General features: G+C 54.3%; 26 protein-coding genes and 1 pseudogene. 12 read left to right on the top strand and 15 right to left on the bottom strand.

Translation table 11 applies throughout. The features are described from left to right. Positions 1 to 6: 6 nt before the first annotated feature. Together tsaB and PUZ33_RS00735 are read right to left on the bottom strand one after the other, a co-directional pair. Complete coding sequence (tsaB, locus tag PUZ33_RS00740) at positions 7 to 702, bottom strand: tRNA (adenosine(37)-N6)-threonylcarbamoyltransferase complex dimerization subunit type 1 TsaB (protein WP_013096140.1); 696 nt, start codon at positions 700 to 702, stop codon at positions 7 to 9. A gap of 66 nt (positions 703 to 768) precedes the next feature. Then, positions 769 to 2,679, bottom strand: a complete 1,911-nt coding sequence (locus tag PUZ33_RS00735; protein ID WP_058680161.1) for an ATP-dependent DNA helicase — start codon at positions 2,677 to 2,679, stop codon at positions 769 to 771. A 132-nt stretch (positions 2,680 to 2,811) separates the two neighbouring features. On the opposite strand from PUZ33_RS00735, the gene PUZ33_RS00730 reads away from it, so the two are divergent. Then, a complete protein-coding gene (locus PUZ33_RS00730; protein WP_013096138.1) occupies positions 2,812 to 3,156 on the top strand; it encodes a RidA family protein in 345 nt (114 codons plus the stop codon). A 5-nt stretch (positions 3,157 to 3,161) separates the two neighbouring features. Here PUZ33_RS00730 and PUZ33_RS00725 read toward each other — a convergent pair whose 3' ends face one another. Further along, on the bottom strand, positions 3,162 to 3,344 hold the full coding sequence (locus PUZ33_RS00725; protein ID WP_008500497.1) for a YoaH family protein: 183 nt from the start codon (positions 3,342 to 3,344) through the stop codon (positions 3,162 to 3,164). A 61-nt stretch (positions 3,345 to 3,405) separates the two neighbouring features. Here PUZ33_RS00725 and pabB point away from each other — a divergent pair, with 61 nt between their 5' ends. From pabB to PUZ33_RS00705, 4 genes are all read left to right on the top strand, one after another. Beyond that, entirely contained in the window at positions 3,406 to 4,734 is a 1,329-nt protein-coding gene (gene pabB, locus PUZ33_RS00720) for an aminodeoxychorismate synthase component 1 (RefSeq protein WP_252107554.1), read from the top strand. Positions 4,735 to 4,737: 3 nt separating this feature from the next. Next, the gene (locus PUZ33_RS00715) at positions 4,738 to 5,316 is read left to right on the top strand and encodes a CoA pyrophosphatase (RefSeq protein ID WP_013096136.1); all 579 of its coding nucleotides are present in this window, start codon (positions 4,738 to 4,740) and stop codon (positions 5,314 to 5,316) included. 184 nt (positions 5,317 to 5,500) lie between these two features. Continuing rightward, a complete protein-coding gene (gene sdaA / locus PUZ33_RS00710; RefSeq protein WP_038419892.1) occupies positions 5,501 to 6,865 on the top strand; it encodes an L-serine ammonia-lyase in 1,365 nt (454 codons plus the stop codon). Between the two features lie 130 nt (positions 6,866 to 6,995). Continuing rightward, positions 6,996 to 8,594 carry an EAL domain-containing protein gene (locus PUZ33_RS00705; protein WP_252107540.1) on the top strand — a complete coding sequence of 533 codons (1,599 nt, stop codon included), beginning with the start codon at positions 6,996 to 6,998 and terminating at the stop codon, positions 8,592 to 8,594. A gap of 6 nt (positions 8,595 to 8,600) precedes the next feature. On the opposite strand, the gene yoaE is transcribed toward PUZ33_RS00705, so the two are convergent. After that, positions 8,601 to 10,160, bottom strand: a complete 1,560-nt coding sequence (yoaE, locus tag PUZ33_RS00700; protein ID WP_058680164.1) for a CNNM family cation transport protein YoaE — start codon at positions 10,158 to 10,160, stop codon at positions 8,601 to 8,603. Beyond that, positions 10,148 to 10,306 (bottom strand): protein YoaL, encoded by a 159-nt coding sequence (locus PUZ33_RS25180; protein WP_372588456.1) that lies wholly within the window; start codon positions 10,304 to 10,306, stop codon positions 10,148 to 10,150. The genes yoaE and PUZ33_RS25180 overlap by 13 nt, the downstream gene beginning before the upstream one ends. A gap of 315 nt (positions 10,307 to 10,621) precedes the next feature. Here PUZ33_RS25180 and manX point away from each other — a divergent pair, with 315 nt between their 5' ends. The 5 genes from manX to mntP all read left to right on the top strand — a co-directional run bounded on the left by manX (position 10,622) and on the right by mntP (position 14,775). Beyond that, on the top strand, positions 10,622 to 11,587 hold the full coding sequence (manX, locus tag PUZ33_RS00695) for a PTS mannose transporter subunit IIAB (RefSeq protein ID WP_038419895.1): 966 nt from the start codon (positions 10,622 to 10,624) through the stop codon (positions 11,585 to 11,587). A 48-nt stretch (positions 11,588 to 11,635) separates the two neighbouring features. Then, on the top strand, positions 11,636 to 12,436 hold the full coding sequence (gene manY, locus PUZ33_RS00690; protein ID WP_003859914.1) for a PTS mannose transporter subunit IIC: 801 nt from the start codon (positions 11,636 to 11,638) through the stop codon (positions 12,434 to 12,436). A gap of 12 nt (positions 12,437 to 12,448) precedes the next feature. Then, positions 12,449 to 13,300 (top strand): PTS mannose transporter subunit IID, encoded by an 852-nt coding sequence (locus PUZ33_RS00685; RefSeq protein WP_006175979.1) that lies wholly within the window; start codon positions 12,449 to 12,451, stop codon positions 13,298 to 13,300. A gap of 54 nt (positions 13,301 to 13,354) precedes the next feature. Further along, on the top strand, positions 13,355 to 13,813 hold the full coding sequence (locus PUZ33_RS00680) for a DUF986 family protein (protein ID WP_013096131.1): 459 nt from the start codon (positions 13,355 to 13,357) through the stop codon (positions 13,811 to 13,813). A 395-nt stretch (positions 13,814 to 14,208) separates the two neighbouring features. Then, on the top strand, positions 14,209 to 14,775 hold the full coding sequence (mntP, locus tag PUZ33_RS00675; RefSeq protein ID WP_013096130.1) for a manganese efflux pump MntP: 567 nt from the start codon (positions 14,209 to 14,211) through the stop codon (positions 14,773 to 14,775). Here the strand turns inward: mntP and rlmA are convergent. The 7 genes and pseudogenes from rlmA to mgrB form a co-directional block, all read right to left on the bottom strand. Then, positions 14,772 to 15,587 carry a 23S rRNA (guanine(745)-N(1))-methyltransferase gene (rlmA, locus tag PUZ33_RS00670; RefSeq protein ID WP_013096129.1) on the bottom strand — a complete coding sequence of 272 codons (816 nt, stop codon included), beginning with the start codon at positions 15,585 to 15,587 and terminating at the stop codon, positions 14,772 to 14,774. The two genes, mntP and rlmA, sit on opposite strands and share 4 nt — an antisense overlap. 67 nt (positions 15,588 to 15,654) lie before the next feature. Next, positions 15,655 to 17,361 (bottom strand): peptidoglycan glycosyltransferase FtsI, encoded by a 1,707-nt coding sequence (ftsI, locus tag PUZ33_RS00665; RefSeq protein WP_072203564.1) that lies wholly within the window; start codon positions 17,359 to 17,361, stop codon positions 15,655 to 15,657. Positions 17,362 to 17,591: 230 nt separating this feature from the next. Next, positions 17,592 to 17,801, bottom strand: a complete 210-nt coding sequence (gene cspE / locus PUZ33_RS00660) for a transcription antiterminator/RNA stability regulator CspE (RefSeq protein WP_001062678.1) — start codon at positions 17,799 to 17,801, stop codon at positions 17,592 to 17,594. A 12-nt stretch (positions 17,802 to 17,813) separates the two neighbouring features. Further along, positions 17,814 to 17,958: pseudogene (locus PUZ33_RS00655) on the bottom strand (DUF2627 domain-containing protein). A gap of 525 nt (positions 17,959 to 18,483) precedes the next feature. Continuing rightward, positions 18,484 to 19,473, bottom strand: coding sequence for an MBL fold metallo-hydrolase (locus PUZ33_RS00650; protein ID WP_072203565.1), 990 nt, complete (start codon positions 19,471 to 19,473; stop codon positions 18,484 to 18,486). A gap of 23 nt (positions 19,474 to 19,496) precedes the next feature. Beyond that, positions 19,497 to 19,787: a YebO family protein gene (locus PUZ33_RS00645; protein WP_023620462.1), complete on the bottom strand. Its 291-nt coding sequence runs from the start codon at positions 19,785 to 19,787 to the stop codon at positions 19,497 to 19,499. A gap of 74 nt (positions 19,788 to 19,861) precedes the next feature. Then, a complete protein-coding gene (gene mgrB / locus PUZ33_RS00640; protein WP_013096124.1) occupies positions 19,862 to 20,005 on the bottom strand; it encodes a PhoP/PhoQ regulator MgrB in 144 nt (47 codons plus the stop codon). 159 nt (positions 20,006 to 20,164) lie between these two features. Between mgrB and PUZ33_RS00635 the strand changes: the two genes are divergently transcribed. Continuing rightward, positions 20,165 to 20,404, top strand: a complete 240-nt coding sequence (locus PUZ33_RS00635) for a YobH family protein (RefSeq protein ID WP_013096123.1) — start codon at positions 20,165 to 20,167, stop codon at positions 20,402 to 20,404. 66 nt (positions 20,405 to 20,470) lie between these two features. Here PUZ33_RS00635 and kdgR read toward each other — a convergent pair whose 3' ends face one another. Continuing rightward, on the bottom strand, positions 20,471 to 21,262 hold the full coding sequence (gene kdgR, locus PUZ33_RS00630; RefSeq protein ID WP_013096122.1) for a DNA-binding transcriptional regulator KdgR: 792 nt from the start codon (positions 21,260 to 21,262) through the stop codon (positions 20,471 to 20,473). Between the two features lie 178 nt (positions 21,263 to 21,440). Here kdgR and PUZ33_RS00625 point away from each other — a divergent pair, with 178 nt between their 5' ends. Further along, positions 21,441 to 22,814 carry an MFS transporter gene (locus PUZ33_RS00625; RefSeq protein ID WP_058680167.1) on the top strand — a complete coding sequence of 458 codons (1,374 nt, stop codon included), beginning with the start codon at positions 21,441 to 21,443 and terminating at the stop codon, positions 22,812 to 22,814. Between the two features lie 50 nt (positions 22,815 to 22,864). Here PUZ33_RS00625 and htpX read toward each other — a convergent pair whose 3' ends face one another. After that, positions 22,865 to 23,746 carry a protease HtpX gene (gene htpX / locus PUZ33_RS00620; protein WP_013096120.1) on the bottom strand — a complete coding sequence of 294 codons (882 nt, stop codon included), beginning with the start codon at positions 23,744 to 23,746 and terminating at the stop codon, positions 22,865 to 22,867. Between the two features lie 192 nt (positions 23,747 to 23,938). After that, complete coding sequence (gene prc / locus PUZ33_RS00615; RefSeq protein WP_013096119.1) at positions 23,939 to 25,987, bottom strand: carboxy terminal-processing peptidase; 2,049 nt, start codon at positions 25,985 to 25,987, stop codon at positions 23,939 to 23,941. Position 25,988: the final 1 nt, after the last annotated feature.

Here is a 25,988-nt window from a genome sequence, read left to right as displayed (position 1 = left end):
TGAGATTCACTCGCGGCCTGGAAGTTTCTTCCACGCGACGGTGTTTCGCAAATAAACCGGCTCGGCATGTTCAACAGCCACGGTTTTTCCTGCTGCGAGCAGCTGGCAGGCCAGAGGAAGCATATCCTCTGCGGCAGGCAGAAGCATGTTGCCGTCCACCAGCGTTACGCCGGTACCGTTTGCCATGTCAGGCCATGCCGCCCAACCGGTCCCTACCGTCGCCCACTCACCGGAGAGGTTCTGCAACCGTTCGGTTACCGCTTCCGGCTTGAGCACCGCTTCCGTCTCTTCGCCGTGCCACACGCCCTGCTCGTCGCGGGTGTATTCAGCCCAGTAGACTTCGCCCATGCGGGCATCAATCGCTGCCAGCACACGGGTAGCACCGGTCATACGCCACGCGCCCTGCGCCATCGTCGCCAGGGTGGAAACACCGATCATCGGAAGGTCAGCGCCAAGCGCCAGCCCCTGCGCAATACCGATCCCAATGCGTACACCCGTAAAGCTGCCGGGGCCACGGCCAAAGGCCAGCGCATCGAGGTCGGTTAAGGTGGTGTTGCCCTGGGTCAAAATCGCTTTCACCAGGGGCAGAATACGTTGGGTGTGTTCTCGTGGGCACTCTTCGAAATGAGCAGAAATAGCACCGTCGTTCCACAGAGCAACGGAACACGCCTCTGTAGCGGTATCAATAGCCAGAATTCGCATCAGTCGTCGCGCTCTCGCAATGGTCAGTCACAAAATGGCGCGCATCTTAGCACACTCCCGGGCAAATTACTCCGCCGTTGGGTTGGCCAGGAAGCGAACCGCGCGTTTAATGTCCCGCGTACGCGGCGCGGGCGGCAGGCTGGCGAGGAAGGTCGCACCGTAGGGGCGCATCACCAGCCGGTTATCACAGATTACGAGCACGCCGCGGTCGTCCACGTCGCGGATCAGGCGTCCTACCCCCTGCTTGAGGGTGATCACCGCGTCCGGCAGCTGTACCTCGTCGAAAGGATCGCCTCCGCGCAGACGGCAGTCTTCCATTCGCGCTTTGAGCAGCGGATCGTCCGGCGAGGTAAAAGGCAGTTTATCGATAATCACCAGCGACAAGGTATCGCCCCGCACGTCTACGCCTTCCCAGAAACTGCTGGTTGCCACCAGAAGCGCATTTCCGGCACTGACAAACTGTTGTAACAGTTGCCCTTTGCTGGTTTCTCCCTGCAGCAGCACAGGCAAGGTCATGGTGGCGCGGAACTGTTCTGCCAGGTCGCGCATCATGGCGTGAGAGGTGCAGAGCATAAAGCAGCGGCCATTGTTGGCCTCAATCATCGGCTTCAGCATGGCTGCCAACAGGCGTGCGGCGCCGGGCTGGTTGGGTAACGGCAGATTACGCGGCACGCAGAGCAGCGCCTGTTTTTCATAATCAAACGGGCTCGGCAGCAGCAGTGACTCCGCCTGTTCAATCCCGAGACGCTCGGTGAAGTGGTGCAGATCGTCATTCACCGACAGGGTCGCGGAGGTAAATATCCAGCTCCCCGGTTTTTGCGCCATCACCTCTTTGAATTTGTCTGCCACCGTCAGCGGCGTAAGCGCCAGGGTGAAATGACGAGACGTGCATTCATACCAGTAGCTGTACCCCGGCTGGTTGATCTCCTTCAGCCGTTTCAGCCGCCCGCGATAGAGCGTGGCACGCTCGAAGGCAGCGTCCAGCAGCGCAGAACGGCCAAGCGACAGTTTCGCCACGTCGTAACAGAGTTCCAGCGCATCATCCAGCAGCAGTAGCGCGCGCTGGATATTATTGTCCGCCAGCAGCTCGCGCAAATTGCCGCGGTAGCCCGGCTCGCCAAGCTGCAGGCGAAAATCCTGCGCGCTTTGCGCGAGGCGATCGGCACATTTTTGCAGCTGCTGGGTATCTTTTAATTCAGTGCGATAAGCAATGGTGAAATCTTTCGCCAGATCCAGCAGCTGGCGGCTGGAGAGCGACTGACCGAAATACTGGCTGGCGATATCCGGAAGCTGATGGGCTTCGTCGAAGATCATCACTTCCGCTTCAGGAATAAGTTCGCCAAAACCGCTGTCTTTCACCACCATATCCGCGAGAAACAGATGGTGGTTGACCACCACCACATCTGCATCCATCGCCGTTTTACGCGCTTTGACCACAAAACAGTCTTTATACAGCGGGCAGTCGCTGCCCAGGCAGTTGTCATTGGTGCTGGTCACCAGCGGCCAGGCGGGAGAGTCTTCCGCCACGCTCGCGCAGGTGCTGATATCCCCCTCTTCCGTCTGATTAGCCCAGGCGCGAAGGATGATCACATCACTCAGGGTCTGCACCGGCAGGTCGCCGCCCGCCAGCGCCTGCTGTTCAAGACGCTCCAGGCAGAGATAGTTGGAGCGCCCTTTCAGCAATGCCAGCCGCCCTTTGTATTTCAGCGCTTTTGCCACCGTCGGCAAATCACGGCTGTAGAGCTGATCCTGCAACGCCTTCGAGCCGGTAGAGATGATCACCTTCTTTTTCGCGCGCAGCGCCGGTGCAAGGTAAGCGTAGGTTTTTCCCGTGCCGGTTCCGGCCTCGACCACCAGCGGCTGTGCCTTATCGATGGCGCGAGTGACGGCATGCGCCATCTGACGCTGCGGTTCACGCGGTTTAAAACCGGGAATAGCCTGTGCTAACTGCCCTTCAGGGGAAAAATCGTCTGCCACGGTGTTCTCTCACTGTATTTTTGCACAGGGATTATGTCAGCCCATCCTCTCCTGTGCCACCCCAAATAGTGACGACGGCGAAACAATATGGCAGTCTTGCCGCCTGATGACGAAAGTAACGAGGAAACGTTTATGACAATTGTGCGCATTGATGCCGAAGCCCGCTGGTCTGATGTAGTCATTCATAACCAGACGCTCTATTACACTGGCGTGCCGTCCAATCTGGATGCGGATGCCTTTGAACAAACAGCTGACACCCTGGCGCAGATCGATGCGGTGCTGGAAAAGCAAGGCAGCGACAAATCGCGTATTCTGGACGCCACCATTTTCCTGGCGAATAAAGACGATTTTGCGGCCATGAACAAAGCCTGGGATGCGTGGGTGGTGGCGGGTCACGCGCCTGTACGTTGTACCGTACAGGCCACGCTGATGAAGCCGGAATACAAGGTAGAGATTAAGATTATCGCGGCTGTGTAAGCCGGTTACTCTTCATCTTCATCCTCGAAACGCGCCACGATCCGCTCGCCGGTATGGGTGGCGCGAAGTTCTTCCGCCACCTGAGAAATGGCCTGCCCGCTGCTCATCCCCTGGGACATCAGCTCCTGGATCCGCTCAACCGCTTTCTGCTGTTGCTCGTGGCTCAGAGAAGGTAAACCTGCAAACATCGTCAACTCCTGCTAAATTATTCGCGCTAATTATTTCACGCTGCCCGGTAGTATGCCACACATGAACATGCGCTTCCCCACTGTTATTACCCTGCCGTGGCGTACTGACGCCGCTGAATTCTGGTTTGCTCGTCTGAGCCATCTTCCCTGGGCGATGCTGCTGCATTCCGGCCATGCGGACCATCCTTACAGCCGCTTCGACATTGTGGTTGCTGACCCGGTGCGCACGGTGACATCCGAAAACCAGCCCTCCACGCACGATCCGCTGATCCAGCTCCAGGAGGCTATCGACGAGCTGGGTTTGTCTGCCACGCCGAACCCGGATCTTCCCTTCCAGGGCGGTGCGCTGGGCGTGTTTGGCTATGACCTTGGTCGCCGCTTTGAAACGCTGCCTTCCGTTGCGAAGGCAGATATTCCGCTGCCGGATATGGCGGTGGGACTTTACGACTGGGCGCTGATTGTCGATCACCATAAAGAGGTGGTCTCCCTGCTCAGCCATTCGGATGTGGAGGCACGCCTGGCCTGGCTGAACGCACAGCAGCCCTTAGCCGCGCCGGATTTCCGTCTGACCTCTGCGTGGCGTTCAAACATGACCCCGCAGACCTATGCGGAAAAATTCGCACGCGTGCAGGCGTATCTGCAAAGCGGTGATTGTTATCAGGTTAACCTTGCCCAGCGCTTCCAGGCGACGTATCAGGGCGATGAATGGCAGGCCTTTACCCGCCTCAATGCCAGCAACCGGGCACCGTTCAGTGCGTTTATCCGTCTCGATCAGGGCGCGATCCTGAGTCTTTCGCCTGAGCGGTTTATTCATCTGGCGGAAGGCAAGATCCAGACACGCCCGATTAAAGGGACCTTGCCGCGCCTGAGCGATCCGGCTGCCGACCGCCAGCAGGCGGAAAAGCTCGCCGCGTCACCGAAGGACCGCGCCGAAAATTTAATGATTGTCGACCTGATGCGCAACGACATTGGCCGGGTGGCGGTACCGGGCAGCGTTCGCGTGCCGGAGCTGTTCGTCGTCGAGCCTTTCCCGGCGGTGCACCATCTGGTCAGCACCATTACCGCACAGCTGCCGGCTTCGCGTACCCCCTGCGATCTTCTGCGCGCCGCGTTCCCGGGTGGCTCCATCACCGGCGCGCCAAAAGTGCGGGCGATGGAGATTATCGATGAGCTGGAACCGCACCGTCGCAACGCCTGGTGCGGCAGCATTGGCTACGTTAGCGTCTGCGGCACGCTGGATACCAGCATCACTATTCGCACCCTGACGGCCTGCGACGGCCAGCTTTACTGTTCCGCAGGCGGCGGGATTGTTGCTGAAAGCCAGGTCGAGGCGGAATATCAGGAAACTTTTGATAAAGTTAACCGTATCCTGCAACAACTGGAGAACTGACGGGTGGAGAGAGAGAACTTGACGCTGGATGATTTTCTGTCGCGCTTTCAGCTTTTGCGGCCACAGGTGAGCCGCGAAGCGCTTAATCAACGTCAGGCGGCGGTGCTGATCCCCGTGGTGCGTCGTGAGCAGCCCGGTTTGCTGCTGACCCAGCGCTCCCCTCATTTACGCAAACATGCCGGTCAGGTCGCTTTCCCCGGCGGCGCGGTAGACAGCAGCGATGCCTCGCTGATTGCCGCGGCGCTGCGTGAAGCGCAGGAAGAGGTGGCGATCCCACCGGAGGCCGTCGAGATTGTCGGCGTCCTCCCGCCGGTGGACAGCGTGACCGGTTTCCAGGTGACGCCGGTGGTGGGCATTATCCCGCCCGGCCTGCAGTATCACGCCAGTGTTGATGAGGTATCTGCGGTGTTTGAAATGCCACTGGAAGAAGCCCTTCGCCTCAGCCGCTATCACCCGCTGGATATTCAGCGCCGTGGGCACGATCATCGGGTCTGGTTGTCCTGGTATCAGCATTATTTTGTCTGGGGCATGACGGCGGGCATCATTCGTGAACTGGCTCTGCAAATCGGCCTGAAGCCTTGACTATACTTTACATTCCACCCTCTTTTGTCAGGTTTGCGATCGGCGTCGCGCTATTAGCAAAACCATCGTTAACCATTAGTTTAATTCATGTGAATAGTTAAGCCGAGGTCGATGTTCCCTCTTACACTATGCGCAGTTATAACATCGTTACTGGAACCCCGGTAACCCTGTCAGGAGTGTGAAAGTGATTAGTATATTCGACATGTTCAAAGTGGGAATTGGCCCTTCGTCTTCCCATACTGTTGGGCCGATGAAGGCCGGTAAACAGTTCGTCGATGATCTGGTCGAAAAAGGATTACTGGAAAGCGTTACCCGTGTCGCCGTGGATGTCTACGGCTCACTGTCATTAACGGGTAAAGGCCACCACACCGATATCGCCATTATTATGGGTCTGGCGGGCAATATGCCGGACACTGTAGATATTGATGCCATCCCGGCATTCATCCGTGACGTGGAAGCGCGCGGTCGTCTGCTGCTGGCTAACGGCCAGCACGAAGTGGATTTCCCGCAGGATGACGGGATGCGTTTTCGTAGCGACAACCTGCCGCTGCATGAAAACGGCATGACCATCCATGCATGGAATGGCGAAAAAGAGATTTACAGCAAAACGTACTACTCCATCGGCGGTGGATTCATCGTGGATGAAGAGCATTTCGGTAAAGAGAGCACCGGCGACGTCAACGTGCCGTATCCGTTCAAATCGGCCACCGAGATGTTGGGTTATTGCAAAGAGACCGGCCTGTCGCTGTCCGGCATGGTGATGCAGAACGAACTGGCACTGCACAGCAAAAAAGAGATCGAAGACTATTTTGCAAACGTATGGCAGACCATGCGCGCCTGTATCGATCGCGGGATGAACACCGAAGGTGTGCTGCCGGGTCCGCTGCGCGTACCGCGTCGTGCCTCTGCCCTGCGCCGCATGCTGGTGACCACCGATAAATTCTCCAACGACCCGATGAACGTGGTCGACTGGGTGAATATGTTCGCTCTGGCGGTTAACGAAGAAAACGCTGCCGGTGGCCGCGTGGTGACGGCGCCCACCAACGGTGCGTGCGGTATTGTTCCGGCGGTGCTGGCTTATTACGATCACTTTATTGAACCTGTTACGCCAGATATCTACATCCGTTACTTCCTGGCGGCAGGTGCCATTGGTGCGCTGTACAAAATGAACGCCTCTATCTCTGGCGCTGAAGTAGGATGCCAGGGTGAAGTGGGTGTGGCCTGTTCCATGGCGGCCGCTGGTCTGGCTGAACTGCTGGGCGCAAGCCCTGAGCAGGTTTGCGTGGCGGCGGAGATCGGTATGGAACATAACCTGGGCCTGACCTGTGACCCGGTTGCCGGGCAGGTGCAGGTACCGTGCATTGAGCGTAACGCCATTGCGTCGGTGAAAGCGATTAACGCCTCCCGTATGGCAATGCGCCGTACCAGCGAGCCTCGCGTGTCGCTGGATAAAGTTATTGAGACCATGTACGAAACCGGTAAAGACATGAACGCGAAGTACCGTGAGACTTCCCGTGGTGGTCTGGCCATTAAGGTACAGTGCGACTAATACCTCCCCTCGCCCATCTGCAACGGATGGGCGAAATTTCCTTCTGATTCTCGTCGCCTTTCACTTTCCCCACTACACTTTCACTGTTGCGTCTGGCTTTTGGGGCTGGAGGTGTATCAGGCGACCGTTCATGCAAACCGCACAAACGATCATTAAAAACTATCGCCGAAAACGCGTTATCGTCTGCGTGACGGTTGCGCTCCTTACGCTCATCCTGACGTTGGGCATTCGATTTATTTCACAGCGCAATGTTAATCAACAACGCATTGTCGATTTCGCCAGCCATACCGTTCGCTCACTTGAAAACGTCCTGCTTTCCCTGGATAACCGCCGGCCGGAGTTGTTGGGTCTTGTCGGCCAGCCGTGCCCGCAGGCGCATCTGACTCTGCGTAAGCAGGCCGCCATTTTACAGACCGTCCGCTCGATTACCCTGATTAAAGAGGGGATCCTCTACTGCTCCAGTATTTTTGGCAGTCGCGCCGTCCCGGTTCATGAATTATTTCCCGAACTGCCGTCAGGTCTGCCAAAACTGATTTTATCGACCGATAAGTGGCTGCTTAAAGGCAGCCCTATTCTTATCCAGTGGCACCCGACGTCACAACGCGGTGAAGAGGGGGTGATGGAGGTGATCAATATCGATCTCATCACCAGAATGATCCTTGAGCCGCCCCGCCCGCTTATCACTGACGTGGCGTTAACCGTGGGAGATCGCTCTTTACGCTACGGTCAAGGTATTACCGACGCGCTGAAGTTTAATGAGGCTGACTCGCGAATAGAGGAAGTCTCTACACGCTTTCCATTTACCATCACGGTCAGTGGGCCGGGTCCTGGCGCGCTGGCACTTAAAAGCCTGCCGGCACAGCTGCCGCTGGGGTTAATGCTGAGCCTGGTTCTGGGGTATCTGGCCTGGCTGGCCACAGCAAACCGGATGAGCTTCACGTGGGAAATCGATATGGGGATTGCGGCACGGGAATTTGAGCTGTTCTGTCAGCCGCTGGTGAATGCCCGTACGCAGGAGTGTATCGGCGTGGAAATTCTTCTACGCTGGAACAACCCGCGTCAGGGTTGGATCTCCCCGGAAGTGTTCATCCCCCTGGCAGAAGAACATAACCTTATTGCTCCCCTGACGCGCTACGTGATTGCCGAGACGGTACGTCAGATAGGCTACTTCCCCTCCCACCCGGGCTTTCACATCGGTATTAACGTGGCGGCCAGCCACTTCCGTCACGCCGTGCTACTTCAGGATCTGAACCGTTACTGGTTCAGCGCAAACCCGAGCCAGCGGCTGGTTATCGAACTTACCGAGCGTGACGCGCTGGTCGATGCAGATTATCGCATCGTGCGCGAGCTGCATCGCAAAGGGGTCAAACTGGCTATCGACGATTTTGGCACCGGGAACAGTTCGCTCTCCTGGCTTGAAAAGCTTCATCCTGACGTACTGAAAATCGACCAGTCCTTTACCACCGCCATTGGAACCGATGCCGTGAACTCAACGGTGACAGATATCATTATTGCGCTGGGTCAGCGGCTGAATATTGAGCTGGTTGCGGAAGGGGTCGAAACGGAGGAGCAGGCGCGCTACTTACGCCGACACGGTGTTCATACTCTGCAGGGGTATTTCTATGCGCGGCCGATGCCGCTGCGGGATTTTCCACAATGGCTGGCGGAGAGTTCACCTCCGCCAGCGCATCATAACGGGCACATCGTGCCCTTAATGCCGTTGCGTTAAGAAGCGTTACTCATCTTCGTCGTGCACGGATTGCTCTTTAACAATACGCACCATATCAACGCGATAGTCGTTGGCTTCAACAATGGTAATGCTCAACGGGGGCAGTTCGATCACATCCCCCACGCGCGGGATCTGCCCGTTCACGGCGATGACCAGACCGGCCACAGTGGCAATGTCTTCTTCATCGTTGACCACGTTTTCCAGCCCCAGCGTATGCGAAAGCGCGTGCAGGTCAGTGGTACCTTTCACCAGCCAGCCTTCACCATCGGCCACGATTTCCGGTGTTTCGTCCTCATCCGGGAATTCACCGGCAATGGCTTCAAGCACGTCCAGCGGCGTGACCAGCCCCTGCACCACACCGAACTCGTTGGTGACAATCACGAAGCTGCCGCGGGCACGGCGCAGAACGCCAAGCAGGTTGATGGGGTCCAGCGTTTCCGGTACCACGATAGCCGGTGAGGCGGCGGCGATGGCTTCGACGTCAACGCCCTCTTCCAGCGCGACCAGCATCTCTTTGGCACGCACGACACCGATGATCTCATCCAGCTCACCACGACACACCGGGAACAGGCTGTGCGGTGAAGAGAGCAGCTGCTGACGAATTTCATCAACGCTCAACCGGGAATCTACCCAGCTGATCTCGCCGCGCGGGGTCATGATGCCGCGCACTGAACGGGAGGCCAGGGAGAGAACGCCGTTAATCATATAACGCTCTTCTTCCACAAACGCCCCTTCCGGCACCGGAACCGGGTTACGGTTCTCGGTGTCACTCTGCACATTCACCTGACGGCGACCGCCCATCAGGCGCAGGATGGCATCCGCGGTGCGGGCACGCAGCGGCTGATTGGACTGCTGCTTAATAAAGTTACGGCGTGCAATCTGGTTAAACAGTTCGATCAGGATCGAGAAGCCAATCGCGGCATACAGATAACCTTTCGGAATATGGAAACCGAAACCTTCCGCTACGAGGCTCAGACCGATCATCAGCAGGAAGCTCAGACACAGCACCACGACCGTCGGATGTTGGTTCACAAAGCGGGTCAGCGGTTTAGACGCCAGCAGCATAACCGCCATGGCGATAACCACCGCCGCCATCATCACCGGGAGATGGTTCACCATACCCACCGCTGTGATCACCGCATCAAGCGAGAAGACAGCATCCAGCACCACGATTTGCAGCACCACAACCCAGAAGCTGGCATAGCCTTTGCCATGACCATCGTCGTGCTGACGGTTCTCCAGCCGCTCGTGCAGCTCTGTCGTTGCTTTAAAGAGCAGGAATATCCCCCCGAGCAGCATGATCAAATCGCGGCCAGAGAAGGTGAAATCCATGACGGTAAAGAGCGGTTTTGTCAGGGTGACCATCCACGAGATCACGGACAGCAGCGCCAGACGCATAACCAGCGCCAGCGAGAGGCCGATCAGACGCGCTTTATCACGCTGTTTTGGCGGCAGTTTGTCCGCGAGGATGGCAATAAACACCAGGTTATCAATGCCGAGAACGATCTCCAGCACCACCAGCGTGAGCAATCCCACCCAGATTGACGGGTCCATTAAGAATTCCATGACAAGCTCCTGCTAAAGGAATGACGAAACGGTGCCCCACTCAATGTGGGCAAAACAGCGGTAAACAGAGTCGATACGTGGCGAGGATCGCCGGTGAAAAAGGCGCGAAGTGGCCTGATAGATGACTGACGTCGGTGACGGTCCATATAGTGGGCTGTAGCCCTATACTCCTGATCAATTAAACGGAGGCTAAACATATCAGAGACATTACGTTTTTAGCAAAGATTTACGTTCCTTTGCAAAAACGTGAAAAGGCAGAATTTGTGTTGAGTAATTTCTGATTTTCGAAACCTAAATTACGGATCTTCATCACATAAATTATTTTTTCACTATCTAAAATAATTCGCGTAAGTCTGAGCTTTTTTAACTCTAACCCTTATCTGAATCGATTCGGTTCGCCAATACGATTCTCAGTACGTCTGCCTGGCAGAGGTATTAATGATAATAAAAGGAGGTAGCAAGTGACCATTGCTATTGTCATAGGCACACATGGTTGGGCTGCAGAGCAGCTACTCAAAACAGCAGAGATGCTGTTGGGCGAGCAGGAAAACGTCGGCTGGATCGATTTCGTTCCCGGTGAAAACGCCGAGACGCTGATTGAGAAATACACGGCTCAACTGTCGAAGCTGGATACCAGCAAAGGCGTGCTGTTTCTCGTTGATACATGGGGCGGCAGCCCGTTCAACGCTGCCAGCCGCATTGTCGTCGATAAAGAGCACTATGAAGTTGTCGCAGGGGTTAATATCCCGATGCTGGTGGAAACCTTCATGGCACGCGACGACAATCCGGCTTTTGATGAGCTGGTTGCCCTGGCGGTCGAAACCGGTCGCGAAGGCGTGAAAGCGCTGAAGGCACAGCCGGTTGAGAAACCCGCACCGGCGGCAGCCGCGGCACCGAAAGCCGCTGCCCCCGCAAAACCGATGGGCCCGAACGATTATATGGTGATTGGCCTTGCGCGTATCGATGACCGTTTAATTCACGGCCAGGTGGCAACGCGCTGGACCAAAGAGACCAACGTTCAACGTATTATCGTGGTCAGCGACGAAGTGGCCGCCGACACGGTGCGTAAAACCCTCCTCACCCAGGTTGCTCCTCCGGGCGTTACCGCGCACGTGGTGGATGTCGCCAAGATGATTCGCGTCTATAACAACCCGAAATATGCCGGTGAACGCGTGATGCTTCTGTTCACTAACCCGACAGACGTCGAGCGCATTGTTGAAGGCGGCGTGAAAATCACCTCCGTGAACATTGGTGGTATGGCTTTCCGTCAGGGCAAAACGCAGGTCAACAACGCGATTTCAGTCGATGCGAAGGATATCGAGGCATTTAACAAGTTGAATGCTCGCGGTATTGAACTGGAAGCCCGTAAGGTTTCCACGGACCCGAAACTGAAAATGATGGATTTGATCGGCAAAGTTGGGAAATAAGCCCGCGCCGGTTTTTTCACATAAAGATTATGCAATAGGAGAAGTACAATGGAGATTACCACTCTTCAGATTGTGCTGGTGTTCATCGTCGCGTGTATTGCGGGTATGGAATCCGTACTTGATGAATTTCAGTTCCACCGCCCTCTGGTGGCCTGTACGTTGATTGGCGCCGTTCTGGGTGATATGAAAACCGGTATCATCATCGGTGGTACCCTGGAAATGATCGCTCTTGGCTGGATGAACATCGGTGCGGCGGTTGCGCCCGATGCCGCGCTGGCGTCCATTATTTCAACCGTGTTGGTCATTGCCGGTCATCAAAGCATCGGTGCCGGTATCGCTCTGGCAATTCCGCTGGCCGCCGCAGGCCAGGTACTGACCATTATCGTTCGTACTATCACCGTGGCTTTCCAGCACGCAGCGGATAAGGCGGCCGAAAACGGCAACCTCACGGCGCTCTCCTGGATCCACGTCTCGTCCCTGTTCCTGCAGGCGATGCGTATCGCTATTCCTGCCGTTATCGTCGCTATCTCCGTAGGCACCAGCGAAGTTCAGGGCATGCTCAACGCCATCCCTGAAGTGGTCACCAGCGGTCTGAACATCGCCGGTGGTATGATCGTGGTGGTTGGTTATGCGATGGTCATCAACATGATGCGCGCAGGCTACCTGATGCCATTCTTCTACCTGGGCTTCGTAACCGCGGCGTTCACCAACTTCAACCTGGTTGCTCTCGGTGTGATTGGTGCGGTAATGGCAATTCTCTACATCCAGCTCAGCCCGAAATATAACCGCGTTGCGGGTGCCCCAGCGCAGGCTGCTGGTAATAACGATCTCGATAACGAACTGGACTAACAGGTGAGCGAAATGGTTGATATGACTAAAACTACCCCTGAGAAGAAACTCACTCCGGGTGATATTCGTGGCGTGTTCATCCGTTCTAACCTGTTTCAGGGTTCATGGAACTTCGAACGTATGCAGGCCCTGGGCTTCTGCTTCTCCATGGTACCGGCGATCAAACGCCTCTACCCGGAGAACAACGAAGCACGTCGCCAGGCGATTAAGCGTCACCTGGAATTCTTTAACACCCATCCTTACGTAGCGGCACCGGTACTGGGCGTTACCCTGGCGATGGAAGAGCAGCGTGCAAACGGCGCAGAGATCGACGATGGTGCCATCAACGGTATTAAAGTCGGTCTGATGGGTCCGCTGGCAGGCGTAGGTGACCCGATCTTCTGGGGTACCGTTCGTCCGGTCTTTGCAGCGCTGGGCGCGGGTATCGCGATGAGCGGCAGCCTGCTCGGTCCACTGCTGTTCTTCATCCTGTTCAATGCGGTGCGTCTGCTGACCCGTTACTACGGCGTGGCGTACGGTTACCGTAAAGGGGTGGATATCGTTAAAGATATGGGCGGCGGCTTCCTGCAAAAACTGACAGAGGGGGCGTCAATCCTCGGCCTGTTTGTGATGGGGGCGCTGGTTAACAAGTGGACGCACGTGAACATCCCGCTGGTGGTTTCAACCATCACCGGACAGGATGGACAAACCCGTGTGACCACCGTGCAGACCATCCTTGACCAGCTGATGCCTGGCCTGGTGCCGCTGCTGTTGACCTTCGCCTGTATGTGGCTGCTGCGTAAGAAAGTGAACCCGCTGTGGATCATCGTTGGCTTCTTCGTCATCGGTATCGCGGGCTACGCTGTTGGTCTGTTGGGCCTGTAAAGCTTTATGTTATACGCCGGGGGCTTGCCCCCGGTTTTTTTATCTGGAGGATGAATGACTGTCACGGACACCGTACTGGTTTTGTTTATTGTTGCCCTTCTGGCTTACGCGATCTATGACGAGTTCATTATGCCTCGCCGCCACGGCGAGACGCTGCTGACCCTTCCCCTCTTACGCCGTGGACGCATTGATGCGTTTATCTTCGCCGGTCTGGTGGTCATCCTGATTTACAATAACGTGACCAGCCATGGTGCAATATTAACCACATGGTTATTATGTGCGCTGGCATTAATGGCGATTTACCTGTTCTGGATCCGTTCGCCAAAACTCATTTTTAAAAAACACGGATTCTTCTTTGCCAATGTCTGGATAGAATATAACCGCATTAAAGAGATGAATTTATCTGAAGACGGGGTGCTGGTGATGCAATTAGAACAGCGCCGCCTGCTCATTCGTGTCAAAAATATAGATGACCTGGAAAAGATATACAAATTACTCATTAAAACTCAATAAGTTATATTTATAGCATCGGCTATATTCCGTGTTAACGTTGCTCACGAAATATAGCCATAGCTATATTCCATTCTTTTTATCCTTCCTATTTTTTAACGCTATTTTCACGAATAAATCTAAATGAAAATCGTTATCAACAAGATAATAAAATAATACCCCGCTGTTGTTGTTTTATATTCTCAAAATATGTTAAGGTTGCGCCCGTCGTTGGGGAGTAGCTAATTTCCTGTACTCAGGAAATGTACGTGTCAACATACTCGTTGAAAAACGTGGCGCGTACGGATCGTTTTCTGCACATCATTGTGCGACGGTCAGGCGAGACCATAGATACATCAACTGCTGTTTACTGGGGGCAGTGATGTGTCATATGGATATCTCCCGGTCTGGACGCTTGTATGAACATCTCCGCCACCATTCTTCTCGCTTTCGGCATGTCCATGGATGCTTTTGCTGCTTCCATCGGAAAAGGTGCCACACTCCATAAACCAAAATTTTCTGAAGCGCTGCGCACAGGTCTGATTTTCGGTGCTATTGAAACCCTGACGCCGCTTATCGGCTGGGGCCTGGGTATGCTGGCCAGCCAGTTTGTACTGGAGTGGAACCACTGGATTGCGTTTGTGCTACTGGTGTTTCTCGGCGGACGAATGGTGATTGAAGGATTCCGTGGCAACAGCGATGAAGATGAAGAGCCTCAGCACCGCCACGGTTTCTGGCTGCTGGTCACCACCGCCATTGCCACCAGCCTTGACGCGATGGCCGTCGGTGTTGGTCTGGCCTTCCTGCAGGTGAATATCATTGCCACCGCGCTGGCCATTGGTTGCGCCACACTGATTATGTCCACCCTGGGCATGATGGTTGGCCGTTTTATCGGCCCGCTGCTGGGTAAGCGAGCCGAGATCCTGGGCGGGATCGTGTTAATCGGTATTGGTGCCCAGATACTCTGGGCACACTTCGCGGGTTAACCTTCGCGCTGCCAGCAGTGGATGCTGAAATCCGTCTGGCAGCGAAACGTGGCCTGTGCAGCCAGCGTCTCCCGGACAGCCGGTTTTGCCCGCCAGGCAAACGGCGTCATTTGCAGTAACGCCACGGCTTCATCCCCTTTCAGATCCATCTCATACGCTACGGTTTCTTCCTGCCTGAGCACAAAACCAGCCAGTTGTTCTGAATGGGGAGCATGCAGGCGAACCTCGTCATAAATCAGCCCTTTAAGCTCCATCAAATGACGTGGTCCAGGCGTGACGGTTATCACCCACCCGCCGGGTTTTACCACCCGGGCCAGCTCTTCTGCCTTACAGGGAGCATAAATACGCACAACGGCATCCATGCTGGCATCTTCAAACGGCAGCCGGTGGCTTGAGGCCACGCAGAACATCACCCCCGCGTAGCGTTTTGCCGCTGCGCGAATCGCCGCTTTCGACACGTCCAGACCCGTCGTCTGCGCGCCCTTCCCGGCGGCAATTTCGGCAAACCTTGCGGTGTAATACCCTTCACCACAGCCGATATCCAGCAGAGCGGAGGCACTCTGCGTCAGCGTGTGGTCCAGCAACTGCGCGACACTCTCCCTTAGCGGTTTGTAATGTCCGGCATCCAGAAAGGCACGTCGCGCCTGCATCATCTCTGCGCTGTCGCCCGGATCGCGGGAGCGTTTATGCTGCACCGGCAGAAGATTCACATACCCCTCTTTCGCCATATCAAACTGATGTCCCTGCGGACACGCATAACTTTTCTCAGAACGCGTCAGGCGCGCGTGACAAAGGGGGCAACTGAAGGGCATGACAACTCCGGGGCATAAATCAAAGGGCGAAGTGTACCGCTATTCGCCCCGTTATAAAACGCCAGGGTTAACGCATGACGATAAGGTGGCCGGAATCAGCCGGCAGGCCATCCGGTTTCACGTTCTCCAGGCGCAGCACATTCCCCATGATCTCACTGAAAACGGGCGCTGAAACGGCACCACCATAATAGGCACCGTTCTGCGGATCGTTTATGACCACCACCAGCGCAAAACGCGGGTCGCTGGCAGGCGCAACGCCTGCGGTATAGGCGACATACTTATCGACGTACTTGCCACTGTCATCAATCTTTTTCGCCGTACCGGTTTTGACCGCCACCCGGTAATCCCGTACGGCGGCCTTCACTCCTCCACCGCCCGGAAGCGCCACGCTTTCCATCATGTGTTCCACTTCATGGGCAATCTTTTCTGGCATGACTCTGTGGCCTATCACTGGCGGGTCGATACGGGTGATCGAGAGCGGGCGCTCAAGCCCATACCCGCCAATGGTGGCGTAGACATGGGCCAGTTGAAGGGGCGTCACCATCAGGCCGTAGCCGAAGGCAAAGGTTGCCCTGTCGAGTTGACTCCAGAATTTACGCTGCGGCAGTAACCCTGAGCTTTCGCCCGTTAAACCCAGCCCGGTATTGGTGCCAAAGCCAAAGTTCCGGTAGGTATCGATAAGATGCTGGATGGGCATCGCCAGAGAGAGACGGGAAACACCGGTGTCGCTCGATTTTTGCAGGATCCCGGTCATCGTCAGTTCCGGATAGTAACCCACATCACGGATACGGTGACCGTCAAGAGTATACGGATGGGTATCAATGACGCTGTCCGGTTGCACCAGCCCCTGCTGCAATGCCGTCATCAGAACCAGCGGCTTAACGGTGGAGCCGGGTTCGAAGGTATCGCTAATGGCACGATTACGAAAATCGTTTAACGTTGCACCTTCACGGTTGTTCGGGTTGAAATCGGGATAGCTCGCCATGGCGAGTATTTCCCCTGTGGGGATATTGATCAGGACCGATGCACCCGACTCGGCTTTATTCCAGGCAACCGCATTATCAAGCGCGTCCTCGGTGATGGTTTGCAGACGCTCGTCAATGCTCAACTGGATATTATGCGCAGGAACGGGCGCCACTTCGGTCAGGTTTTCCACCACGCGTCCATAGCGGTCCTCCCTCACCTGCCGGACCCCGGCCTTCCCCATCAGCTGCGCGTTGAAGCTCTTCTCTACGCCTTCAATCCCCTGACCATCAATATTGGTAAAACCGATAAGGTTTGCGGCCACATGGCCTGCCGGATAAAAACGCCGGGACTCATCGCGCAGGTTGATGCCCGGCAAATTGAGTTTATCGATCCACTGCGCCTGAGCAGGATCCACCTGACGGGCAAGGTAAATGAAGCGCCCCTGCGGATTACTGTTAATGCGCGATGCCAGCGTGCTGAGGGAGAGATGCAGCGCACTGGCCAGCGCCTGCCAGCGGTCATCAAACCCTACCCCACCTTTTGCCAGTACCGTTTTGGGATCGGCCCACACGGCCCTGACGGGCACACTCACCGCCAGCGGACGGCCTTTACGGTCCATGATCATGCCACGCGGTGCATCAATCGCCACCTCACGCAGCGATCGCATATCTTCCTGTTTTACCAGATTGTCAGGTTTGATGATTTGCAGCCAGGCAACGCGTCCCAGTAAAAATGCCAGGCTGCAAAAAATAGCAAAACAGAGCAGAGCAAAACGTGCCGGGGTGAAACTGCCGGCACTCGGTATCATTTTCTTCTTCACCTGAACCCCAGGGCTGTTGAACAACGCCCTGATTTAACGGGAAAAGCCGCTGTGGAGGGGGGAAAACAGTGCTAATAATCTCGTAGCTTTGCAACAAGGTACTAACAGAGACAGGGATGGTAATATTTTGAAAGATAAGGCATATAAAAAAGCCCCGCGTTTGCGAGGCTTTATGTCTGAGATTGAAGTGCTACGCGCTTCAGTCAGCAGCGGTTCGATCAGATAGCAGTTACGTTAACTGCAGCTGGGCCTTTCTGGCCATCCTGAATTTCGAACTCAACGTTCTGGCCTTCAGCCAGAGTTTTGAAGCCGTTACCCTGGATTGCAGAGAAGTGTACGAACACGTCTTTGCTGCCGTCAGCAGGAGTAATGAAACCAAAACCTTTAGACTCGTTGAACCACTTAACTTGACCTTTAATCTTTGCCATTTGCAAAATTCCTTAGAGTGTTTTCTTAGCCCGCAGGCATTGACTGAGATAAAACTGAGACATTACTGCTTGAGGCACTAATATAAGGTTCGGCAGAGAAGCGGTAGTCAACGACAACGTGTTTACTCAGGACTTCTTTACTGAAAATGCCACACATAAACAGAACTGTACCTCGTTTGACCCAAAACGTGTTATCACACACTATGTTTAATATGGCAAGCCATTTTTAAACATGTCTCGATCCGCCGCACAAATTCGAACACAGCCTGTAAGGATTTGCACATTTATGCTTACCGCGTACAAACCAGTCCTCGTCCTTATACAGACTCAACGTTGCTTTCACACCCGCTGTAATCAAAGACTTTTTTAACATAGCTCAATCATTACAATGCGTCCAGCAACCCACGAAAGAAAGCCGGAAACAGTGATTGATTTAGAACATTTTGTGAAAAGTTATGCTCAAATCATTGTAACGCAACTGTATTGTTACAAAGAAAATACACAGCTAATAAGCCCGGCCAAACTGTGTTAAAAATCACCAGATAATAAAAATGTTATGCACCAAAATAATGAAATTTTTATGACTCTGCCTCAAAAGAAGGCAAGCAAAACGTTTCGATAAAAATAAAACATTAGATAGTGGCTTTAATAGCAGAATATATGCAACAAATCATCGCTTCGCTTACAAGGATAAATATTCACCAATTTTCAGTATCCTGAAGGAATTATTAACCGGTGCTAAATTAACAAGCGCGTCAGTTAACTCTCTGACTGGTTCATCCAGTGATTCATCCGCCAGTTCAAACACGCCCCAGTGAATGGGAAAAGCTAAGGGACTCCCCAGCTGCTGCCACAATGCGACGGCAGATTGCGGATCCATATGGTGTACCGCCATGAACCATCTTGGTGCATAGGCGCCAATGGGCAACGCGGCGGCGTCGATTTTGCCCAATCGTTCCGGGATCAAAAGCAGCTCCGGAGAGTACCCCGTATCGCCGCTAAACCAGAAACGGCGGTGTCGCCCCTCAAAGACCCAGCCACACCACAGAGAGCGATTGCGGTTCCAGAATGTTCGCATGCTCCAGTGCTGTGCCGGAACGGCGGTCAGGGTTATCCCCTGCCAGGTGATACTCTGCCACCAGTCGAGCTCAACAATGCGCCTTGCTCCCCGTCGGCGAAACCACTGTGCAAGTCCTAACGGCACGAAGAAACTGACGTTGGGAAAGCGCTTCAGGATACGGCGAATGGTCGCGTCATCAAGGTGATCGTAATGATTGTGGGAGATAACCACTGCATCAAGCTGCGTGAGTTGTTCCACAGAGAGAACGGGAGGCGTTCTGCGCAGGGGCCCCAGGAACGGTACGGGAGAGGCGCGTCGGGAAAACACCGGGTCGGTGAGAAGAGTATTGCCGTCCATTTGCAGCAGCATACTCGCATGCCCCAGCCACCATACCCCATCTTCATGAGGTTGATTAAGCGACACGGGCTGCCACCACTGGCGGATAAAGTCGTCATAACCGAGCGCAGGAGGTTTGGGCAAACCGGCTTCTTTACGCGCTTTACGCCAGCGCTTAAGGTCGCCGGGCTGATGCCCAACGGGACAGGTATTCTGAAAACCGTTCGGTGTGTGATGCTTCAGGGAGGCGTCATACCAGGGATTTTTCCAGACCACAACCACCTCCCAGGTCAGAAAGATTAACGCTCTGCCACCAGACGGATAAAGTCGTCTTTGTCGTCGCTCTCTTCCGCAGCAGCCTCTTTCGCCGTCTCTTTCTCTTCCGGTTCGTTAGCCTCACACAGACGGCGTAACAGCGCATTCTGACGCTTTTGCTGATCGAGCAGCGCTTCCAGCAGTTCGATCTGCTCGTTCGTCCGGGAGCTCGCGCGGTTCACGAAAAACCAGATGACAAGTCCCACCAGCAAAACAACGACAGAAACCATCAGGGATGCCATATTCAGCAGCCCTGAATTCAGTAACTCACCCATTTCACCACCTCAATAAAAACACGCATTTTACCACTGGCGCGAAGGAAGGAAATCACCTTAAGAAAAAATGCCTGTTACCACGGAATAAACTTATTGATTGCGCAAACGCCGCTAAAAAACTGTACATCCTGATCGCACATCACATTGATCGTCTGCGTCCACAACACCACGCATGCAATCAGCACGATAACCAGAATTACCCAGCGTATTTTTTTCACTCCACACTCCGTCTTAACACCTGTTGCATACAGGTTATCACGGTTATCTTAAACAAGGACTAACTGTAACGCCTGTAAGCCCTTTTCAGAATCATGCACTTGTTTCATAGAGTAAACCGTTTAGTCTTGAGGCATGACAACAAAGATAAAGAGGCAATGATGCATTTAATCATTCGAACAATTATTGCACTGGCCGTAGTATGGATTGGCCTTTTATTAACCGGATATGGCGTGCTTGTGGGGAGCACCGAAAACGCAGCTGGATTAGGTATCCAGTGTAAATACCTGACCGCCCAGGGAATGAGCACCGCCCAGTACCTGCATTCTGATAGCGGGATCATCGGGTTAACCAACTGCCCGGTCCTGCGTAAAACTTCCGTCGTCATTGATAACGGTTAATTACCCTTTTTTACGACCGATAAAAAACGCCGCAATGTCTGCGGCGTTTTTTTATGCTGAGAGGGGTTAAAACGGATACGCGTTATAGCCCATCTGCTCAGAAATCTTACGCGCGGCGGTATGAAGAATAGCAACATACTCATGCAGACGTTCTTCTGAGAAGCGCAGCGTCGGGAAGGAGATACTCAAGCCCGCAATCACCACACCAAAGCGGTCAAATACCGGCACACCAATGCAGCGCAGCCCTTCTTCCTGCTCTTCGTTATCTTCGCCATAGCCCTGCTCACGTACCTTATCAAGCACCGTCAGCAGTTCGTCCGTGCTGGTGATGGTACGCTGGGTGCTGCGTTTGTACTCCACCCCATCCAGAATCTGCTTCACTTCTTCGCGGTCACGCCAGGCCAGCAGAACTTTGCCGATAGCCGTGCTGTATAACGGATTGCGACGCCCGATGCGAGAGTACATGCGCAGGTTATACATAGAGTCAATTTTATGGATGTAAACAATGCTGTCTTCATCCAGAGCACCCAGGTGAATGGTTTCTTTGGTCAGACGAGAGAGCTCACGCATCTGGATATCTGCACTACGCACCAGGTCAACGTTTTGCAGCGCACGGGCACCTAATTCGAACAGTTTCAGCGTCAGAGAATATTTTTCAGACTCGCCTTCCTGCGCGACATACCCCAGTGACTTCATGGTTTGCAAAAAGCGATAAACGGTGCTTTTCGACATCATCACACGCTGCGACAATTCTGTAATACCAATTTCACGCTCTTCTCCGAGCGCCTGCAGGATGCCAAACACCTTCAGCACGGAAGAAACAGAATCGGGTTGTTTATCCAAATCTGCAATTGCCATTCATCACCTCATAGAGAGTGTTTTATAAAAATCAGAACCGGTTTTTATTATAAATTCCCGTCATGCCTGCTGCAATCAATCCGCGTTTACTTCGTTACAAATCTGCGACATAAAGCGGTTGTAACAGTGCTAAAATAGTTACCCTGAGAATAATTTCACACTGAGCTATTCATCCCACATGGAAAAAAAACTGTCCGATGGCCTGCCTTTACCCCAGCGGTATGGCGCTATCGCTACGATTATCATCGGTATTTCAATGGCCGTGCTCGACGGCGCGATTGCCAATGTTGCCCTGCCCACCATTGCCAGCGATCTGCATGCCTCACCCGCCAGCTCAATCTGGATTGTTAACGCTTATCAGATAGCGATCGTGATCTCACTGCTCTCGTTCTCGTTTCTGGGTGATATGTTCGGCTACCGGCGGGTGTATCAGTGCGGTCTGGTTGTGTTTACCTTAACCTCCCTTTTCTGCGCCCTCTCTGATTCGCTGCATATGCTGACGCTGGCCCGCATTGCGCAGGGTTTTGGCGGCGCGGCGTTGATGAGCGTTAATACCGCGTTGATTCGCTTAATTTATCCTCAGCGCCATTTGGGGCGCGGAATGGGAATAAACTCCTTTATTGTGGCGGTATCCTCGGCCGCCGGGCCCACCATTGCGGCGGCTATACTGTCTGTCGCCTCATGGCAATGGTTGTTCGCCATCAATGTGCCGCTGGGTATGGTGGCCATTTTCTTTGCCCTGCGCTATCTGCCGGGGAACGGCCCTAAAAGCACCATGCCTCGTTTTGATATCGCCAGTGCGGTGATGAATGCGCTGACCTTTGGCCTGTTGATTACGGCCCTGAGCGGCTTTGCGCAGGGTCAATCACTCCTGCTGACCGTCGCAGAGGTTGCTGCTCTGCTGATCATTGGCTACTTCTTTGTTCGCCGCCAGCTCGCTTTGCCTGTGCCGTTACTGCCGGTGGATCTGCTGCGTATTCCGCTTTTTTCGCTCTCAATATGCACCTCCATCTGTTCGTTCTGCGCCCAGATGCTCGCCCTCGTCTCTCTGCCCTTTTTCCTGCAGAGCGTAATAGGACGTTCGGAAGTGGAGACCGGACTGCTGCTGACCCCATGGCCGCTGGCAACGATGGTGATGGCACCGCTGGCAGGTTATCTCATAGAGCGCGTGCATGCCGGATTACTGGGCGCGCTGGGACTGGCGGTCATGGCGGCGGGTCTGTTTGCGCTGGCGCTGCTTCCCTCGCAACCTACGGATCTGGATATTATCTGGCGTATGATCCTCTGCGGTGCCGGTTTTGGCCTGTTCCAGTCGCCGAACAACCACACCATTATCACCTCCGCACCGCGCCACCGCAGTGGAGGAGCCAGTGGCATGTTGGGTACCGCGCGCCTGCTGGGGCAAAGCACCGGTGCGGCACTGGTCGCCCTGATGTTCAACCTCGCCGGGCAGAATGGTAATCACCTTGCGCTCCTCACCGCAGGCGCACTTGCCACACTTGCCGCGATCGTCAGCGGCCTGCGCGTCACGCAGCCCAGCGTACAGGCGTAAAAAAAGCCGGGCGGAGTTACCTCCGCCCGGCTCAGACTGCATCTTCAGCGTTACTTCAGGTATTCCCCACTGCGCAGCGCTTCAATACGTTTATCCAGCGGCGGGTGAGACATAAACAGCTCGCTCAACGATTTTGATTTACCGTTAATGCAGAATGCCATCATGCTGTTTGCTTCCTGCGGCTCGTAGCTGGTTTTCAGACGCTGCAGGGCAGCAATCATCTTCTCACGACCAACCAGTTTCGCAGAGCCGGCATCCGCATGGAATTCACGGTGACGGGAGAACCACATGGTGATGATGCTGGCCAGAATGCCGAACACCAGTTCCAGAACCATTGATACCGCGAAGTAGATCAGCGGGTTACCGTTGCTCTCTTCACCTTCATCGCGGTTTCCACCCATAAAGCCAGCGGCAATCTGCGCCAGAATACGGGAAATAAAGATCACAAAGGTGTTCACCACGCCCTGAATCAGCGTCATGGTTACCATGTCACCGTTCGCGATGTGGCTGATTTCGTGCGCGATAACCGCTTCGGCTTCGTCACGGCTCATGTTCTGCAGCAGCCCGGTACTTACGGCAACCAGCGACGCATCGCGACGGGCACCCGTAGCAAAGGCATTGATGTCCGGCGCATGGTAAATGGCAACCTGCGGCATGGCGATCCCCGCCTGCTTAGCTTGCTGCGCCACCGTATTCATCAGCCACTGCTCCATATCGTTGCGCGGCTGTTCAATGACCTCACCACCTACCGATTTCAGCGCCATCCACTTCGACATCAGAAGTGAAATAAAAGAGCCACCAAAACCAAACAGCAGCGCCATAATCAACAGACCCTGAACGCTACTCGACTGAATTCCTGTCAGGCTTAGCACCAGCCCGAATACCACCATTACCGCCAGGTTGGTGAGCAGGAAGAGCGCGATTCGCATCATAATTTTCTTTTAACCTCAGTTTAACAAAACGCACTATGCGATTACCCACATCGTATGGGTATTGTGGCTATTTTCAAGCATCCGAAGGGCGTAAGTCACCAGAAAGACACAACTTTACACAATTGGAAATCTGCCTGACGGAAGGATGCAGAACAAAAAGAAACAGGCACAATTTCTTGTGCCTGTTGGGGATTATTTTGCCGGAGCAGGTTGCTCGGCGGGCCTGGCTTTTTCGAGTTTCGCCAGGTCAAGAGCGATATGTACCGTCTCGTCCAGGTACGGATCCGGCTCCTGGTAATCTTTTGGCAGATCGTCCAGTTTCTTGAGCAACGGTTTACCTTCACGTTTGAAGCGATCGTTGATACGCGCCAGACGCGTTGCGTCATCCTCATTGTTCTCTTTCTCACGCTGAGCGTAGTTAAGAGAAACAATATTCCGTTTTTCTTTCAGGGCATTAAAGCGGGCAATGTCCTTCATGATGTACTGGAATTCAGGATCTTTCGCGATGCGTTCGTTGTGGTCTTTCAGTAGCTCCGGACCAAACTGGGTCATATCACCGGCTTTCACGTAAGTCGCGGCATTGATGCTATCCCACGGCAACGCGTTATCTTCAAACTTCTCACCGGTTTCCGTCTCTTCCGTGCCTGTCGGCATCATGATGTCTGGCGTCACGCCCTTACGCTGCGTACTGCCGCCGTTCACACGATAGAATTTCTGAATGGTGTACTGAACAGACCCCAGCGCAGGCCATTCCGGACGCAGCATCTGATCGTAAATACGATTCAGGGAACGATACTGCTGCACGGTACCTTTACCGAACGTCGGCTCACCCACGATCAGCGCGCGACCATAGTCCTGCATTGCAGCGGCAAAGATTTCTGACGCTGACGCACTGAAGCGATCGACCAGCACCACCAGCGGGCCTTTGTAGTAAACCACGCCATCATTGTCGGCATCTTCACGCACTTTACCGTTGTTATCGCGCACCTGCACGACCGGACCAGACGGGATAAACAGGCCAGACAGAGAGACAGCTTCTGTCAGTGCACCACCGCCGTTGCTGCGCAGATCGATGATCACGCTGCTGACGTTCTGCTTCTCAAGCTTCTGCAGCTGCACTTTTACGTCATCGGTCAGCCCTACGTAGAAGCCAGGGATATCAAGTACACCCACCTTCTCTTTACCAACGGTTTTCACCGACATTTTCACCGCGCGGTCTTCAAGACGAATACGCTCGCGGGTCAGGGTTACGATACGGGTTTTGGTGCCTTTCCCGGCAGGCAGAATTTCAAGACGAACTTTGCTGCCTTTCGGACCTTTGATCAGCGCAACCACATCGTCCAGACGCCAGCCGATGACATCAACCATGTTCTGCCCGGTTTGGCCTACACCGACAATGCGATCGCCTACGCTTATCGCTTTGCTTTTTGATGCCGGGCCACCCGCAACCATGGAGTTGATCACCGTGTAATCGTCGTCCATCTGCAGCACCGCGCCGATACCTTCCAGAGACAGGCTCATTTCGGTATTGAACTGTTCGGTGTTACGCGGGGAGAGATAGTTCGTATGCGGGTCGATTTCGTGGGCAAAGGCAGTCATTGCCAGCGAGAAAACATCTTCGCTGTTGGTTTGTGCCAGACGACGAATGGCAAACTTGTAACGGCGCGTCAGCGTGTCACGGATCTCTTTCTCATCTTTGCCAGTGAGCTTGAGACTCAGTTCGTCGTACTTCACTTTGCTGTCCCACAGGGCGTTCAACTCGGCTTCGTCTTTCGGCCAGGGCGCTTTGCTGCGGTCCAGATTAAAGGTGTCGTTGCCGGTGAAGTCCATCGGACGTTCCAGCACTTTCAGCGCATATTGATAACGTTCAAAGCGGCGCTTTTGTGCCAGATTATACAGATCGTAGAACAGATCCAGCTTGCCGGAACGCAGCTCATCACCGACGTCGGATTTACGTTTGGCGAACTGCTCGACATCGCTGGCGAGCAGTACGTTATGGCTGTAATCCAGCAAGTTCAGATAGCGGTCGAAGATTTTGGCCGAAAAGGCCTGATCGAGATCGAACTGACGATAGTGCGAACGGGTGAAGCGTGACGTCACACGCTCGCTCACCGTCGCGTGCTGCGTCTCTTCCTTGAGAACCGGAATTTGATCAACACGCGTAATATCGTCCACTGCGAAAGCATGGCCTGTTATGGCAAACAGGCCCGCCAGCGCGGTGAGCTTAAAAAAAGTGTTCATG

The organism is Enterobacter cloacae complex sp. 2022EL-00981, assembly GCF_028737495.1.
GTDB lineage: Bacteria > Pseudomonadota > Gammaproteobacteria > Enterobacterales > Enterobacteriaceae > Enterobacter > Enterobacter cloacae.
The sequence above is the reverse complement of the archived record's forward strand: the minus strand, read 5'-3'. Positions and strand labels throughout refer to the sequence as shown.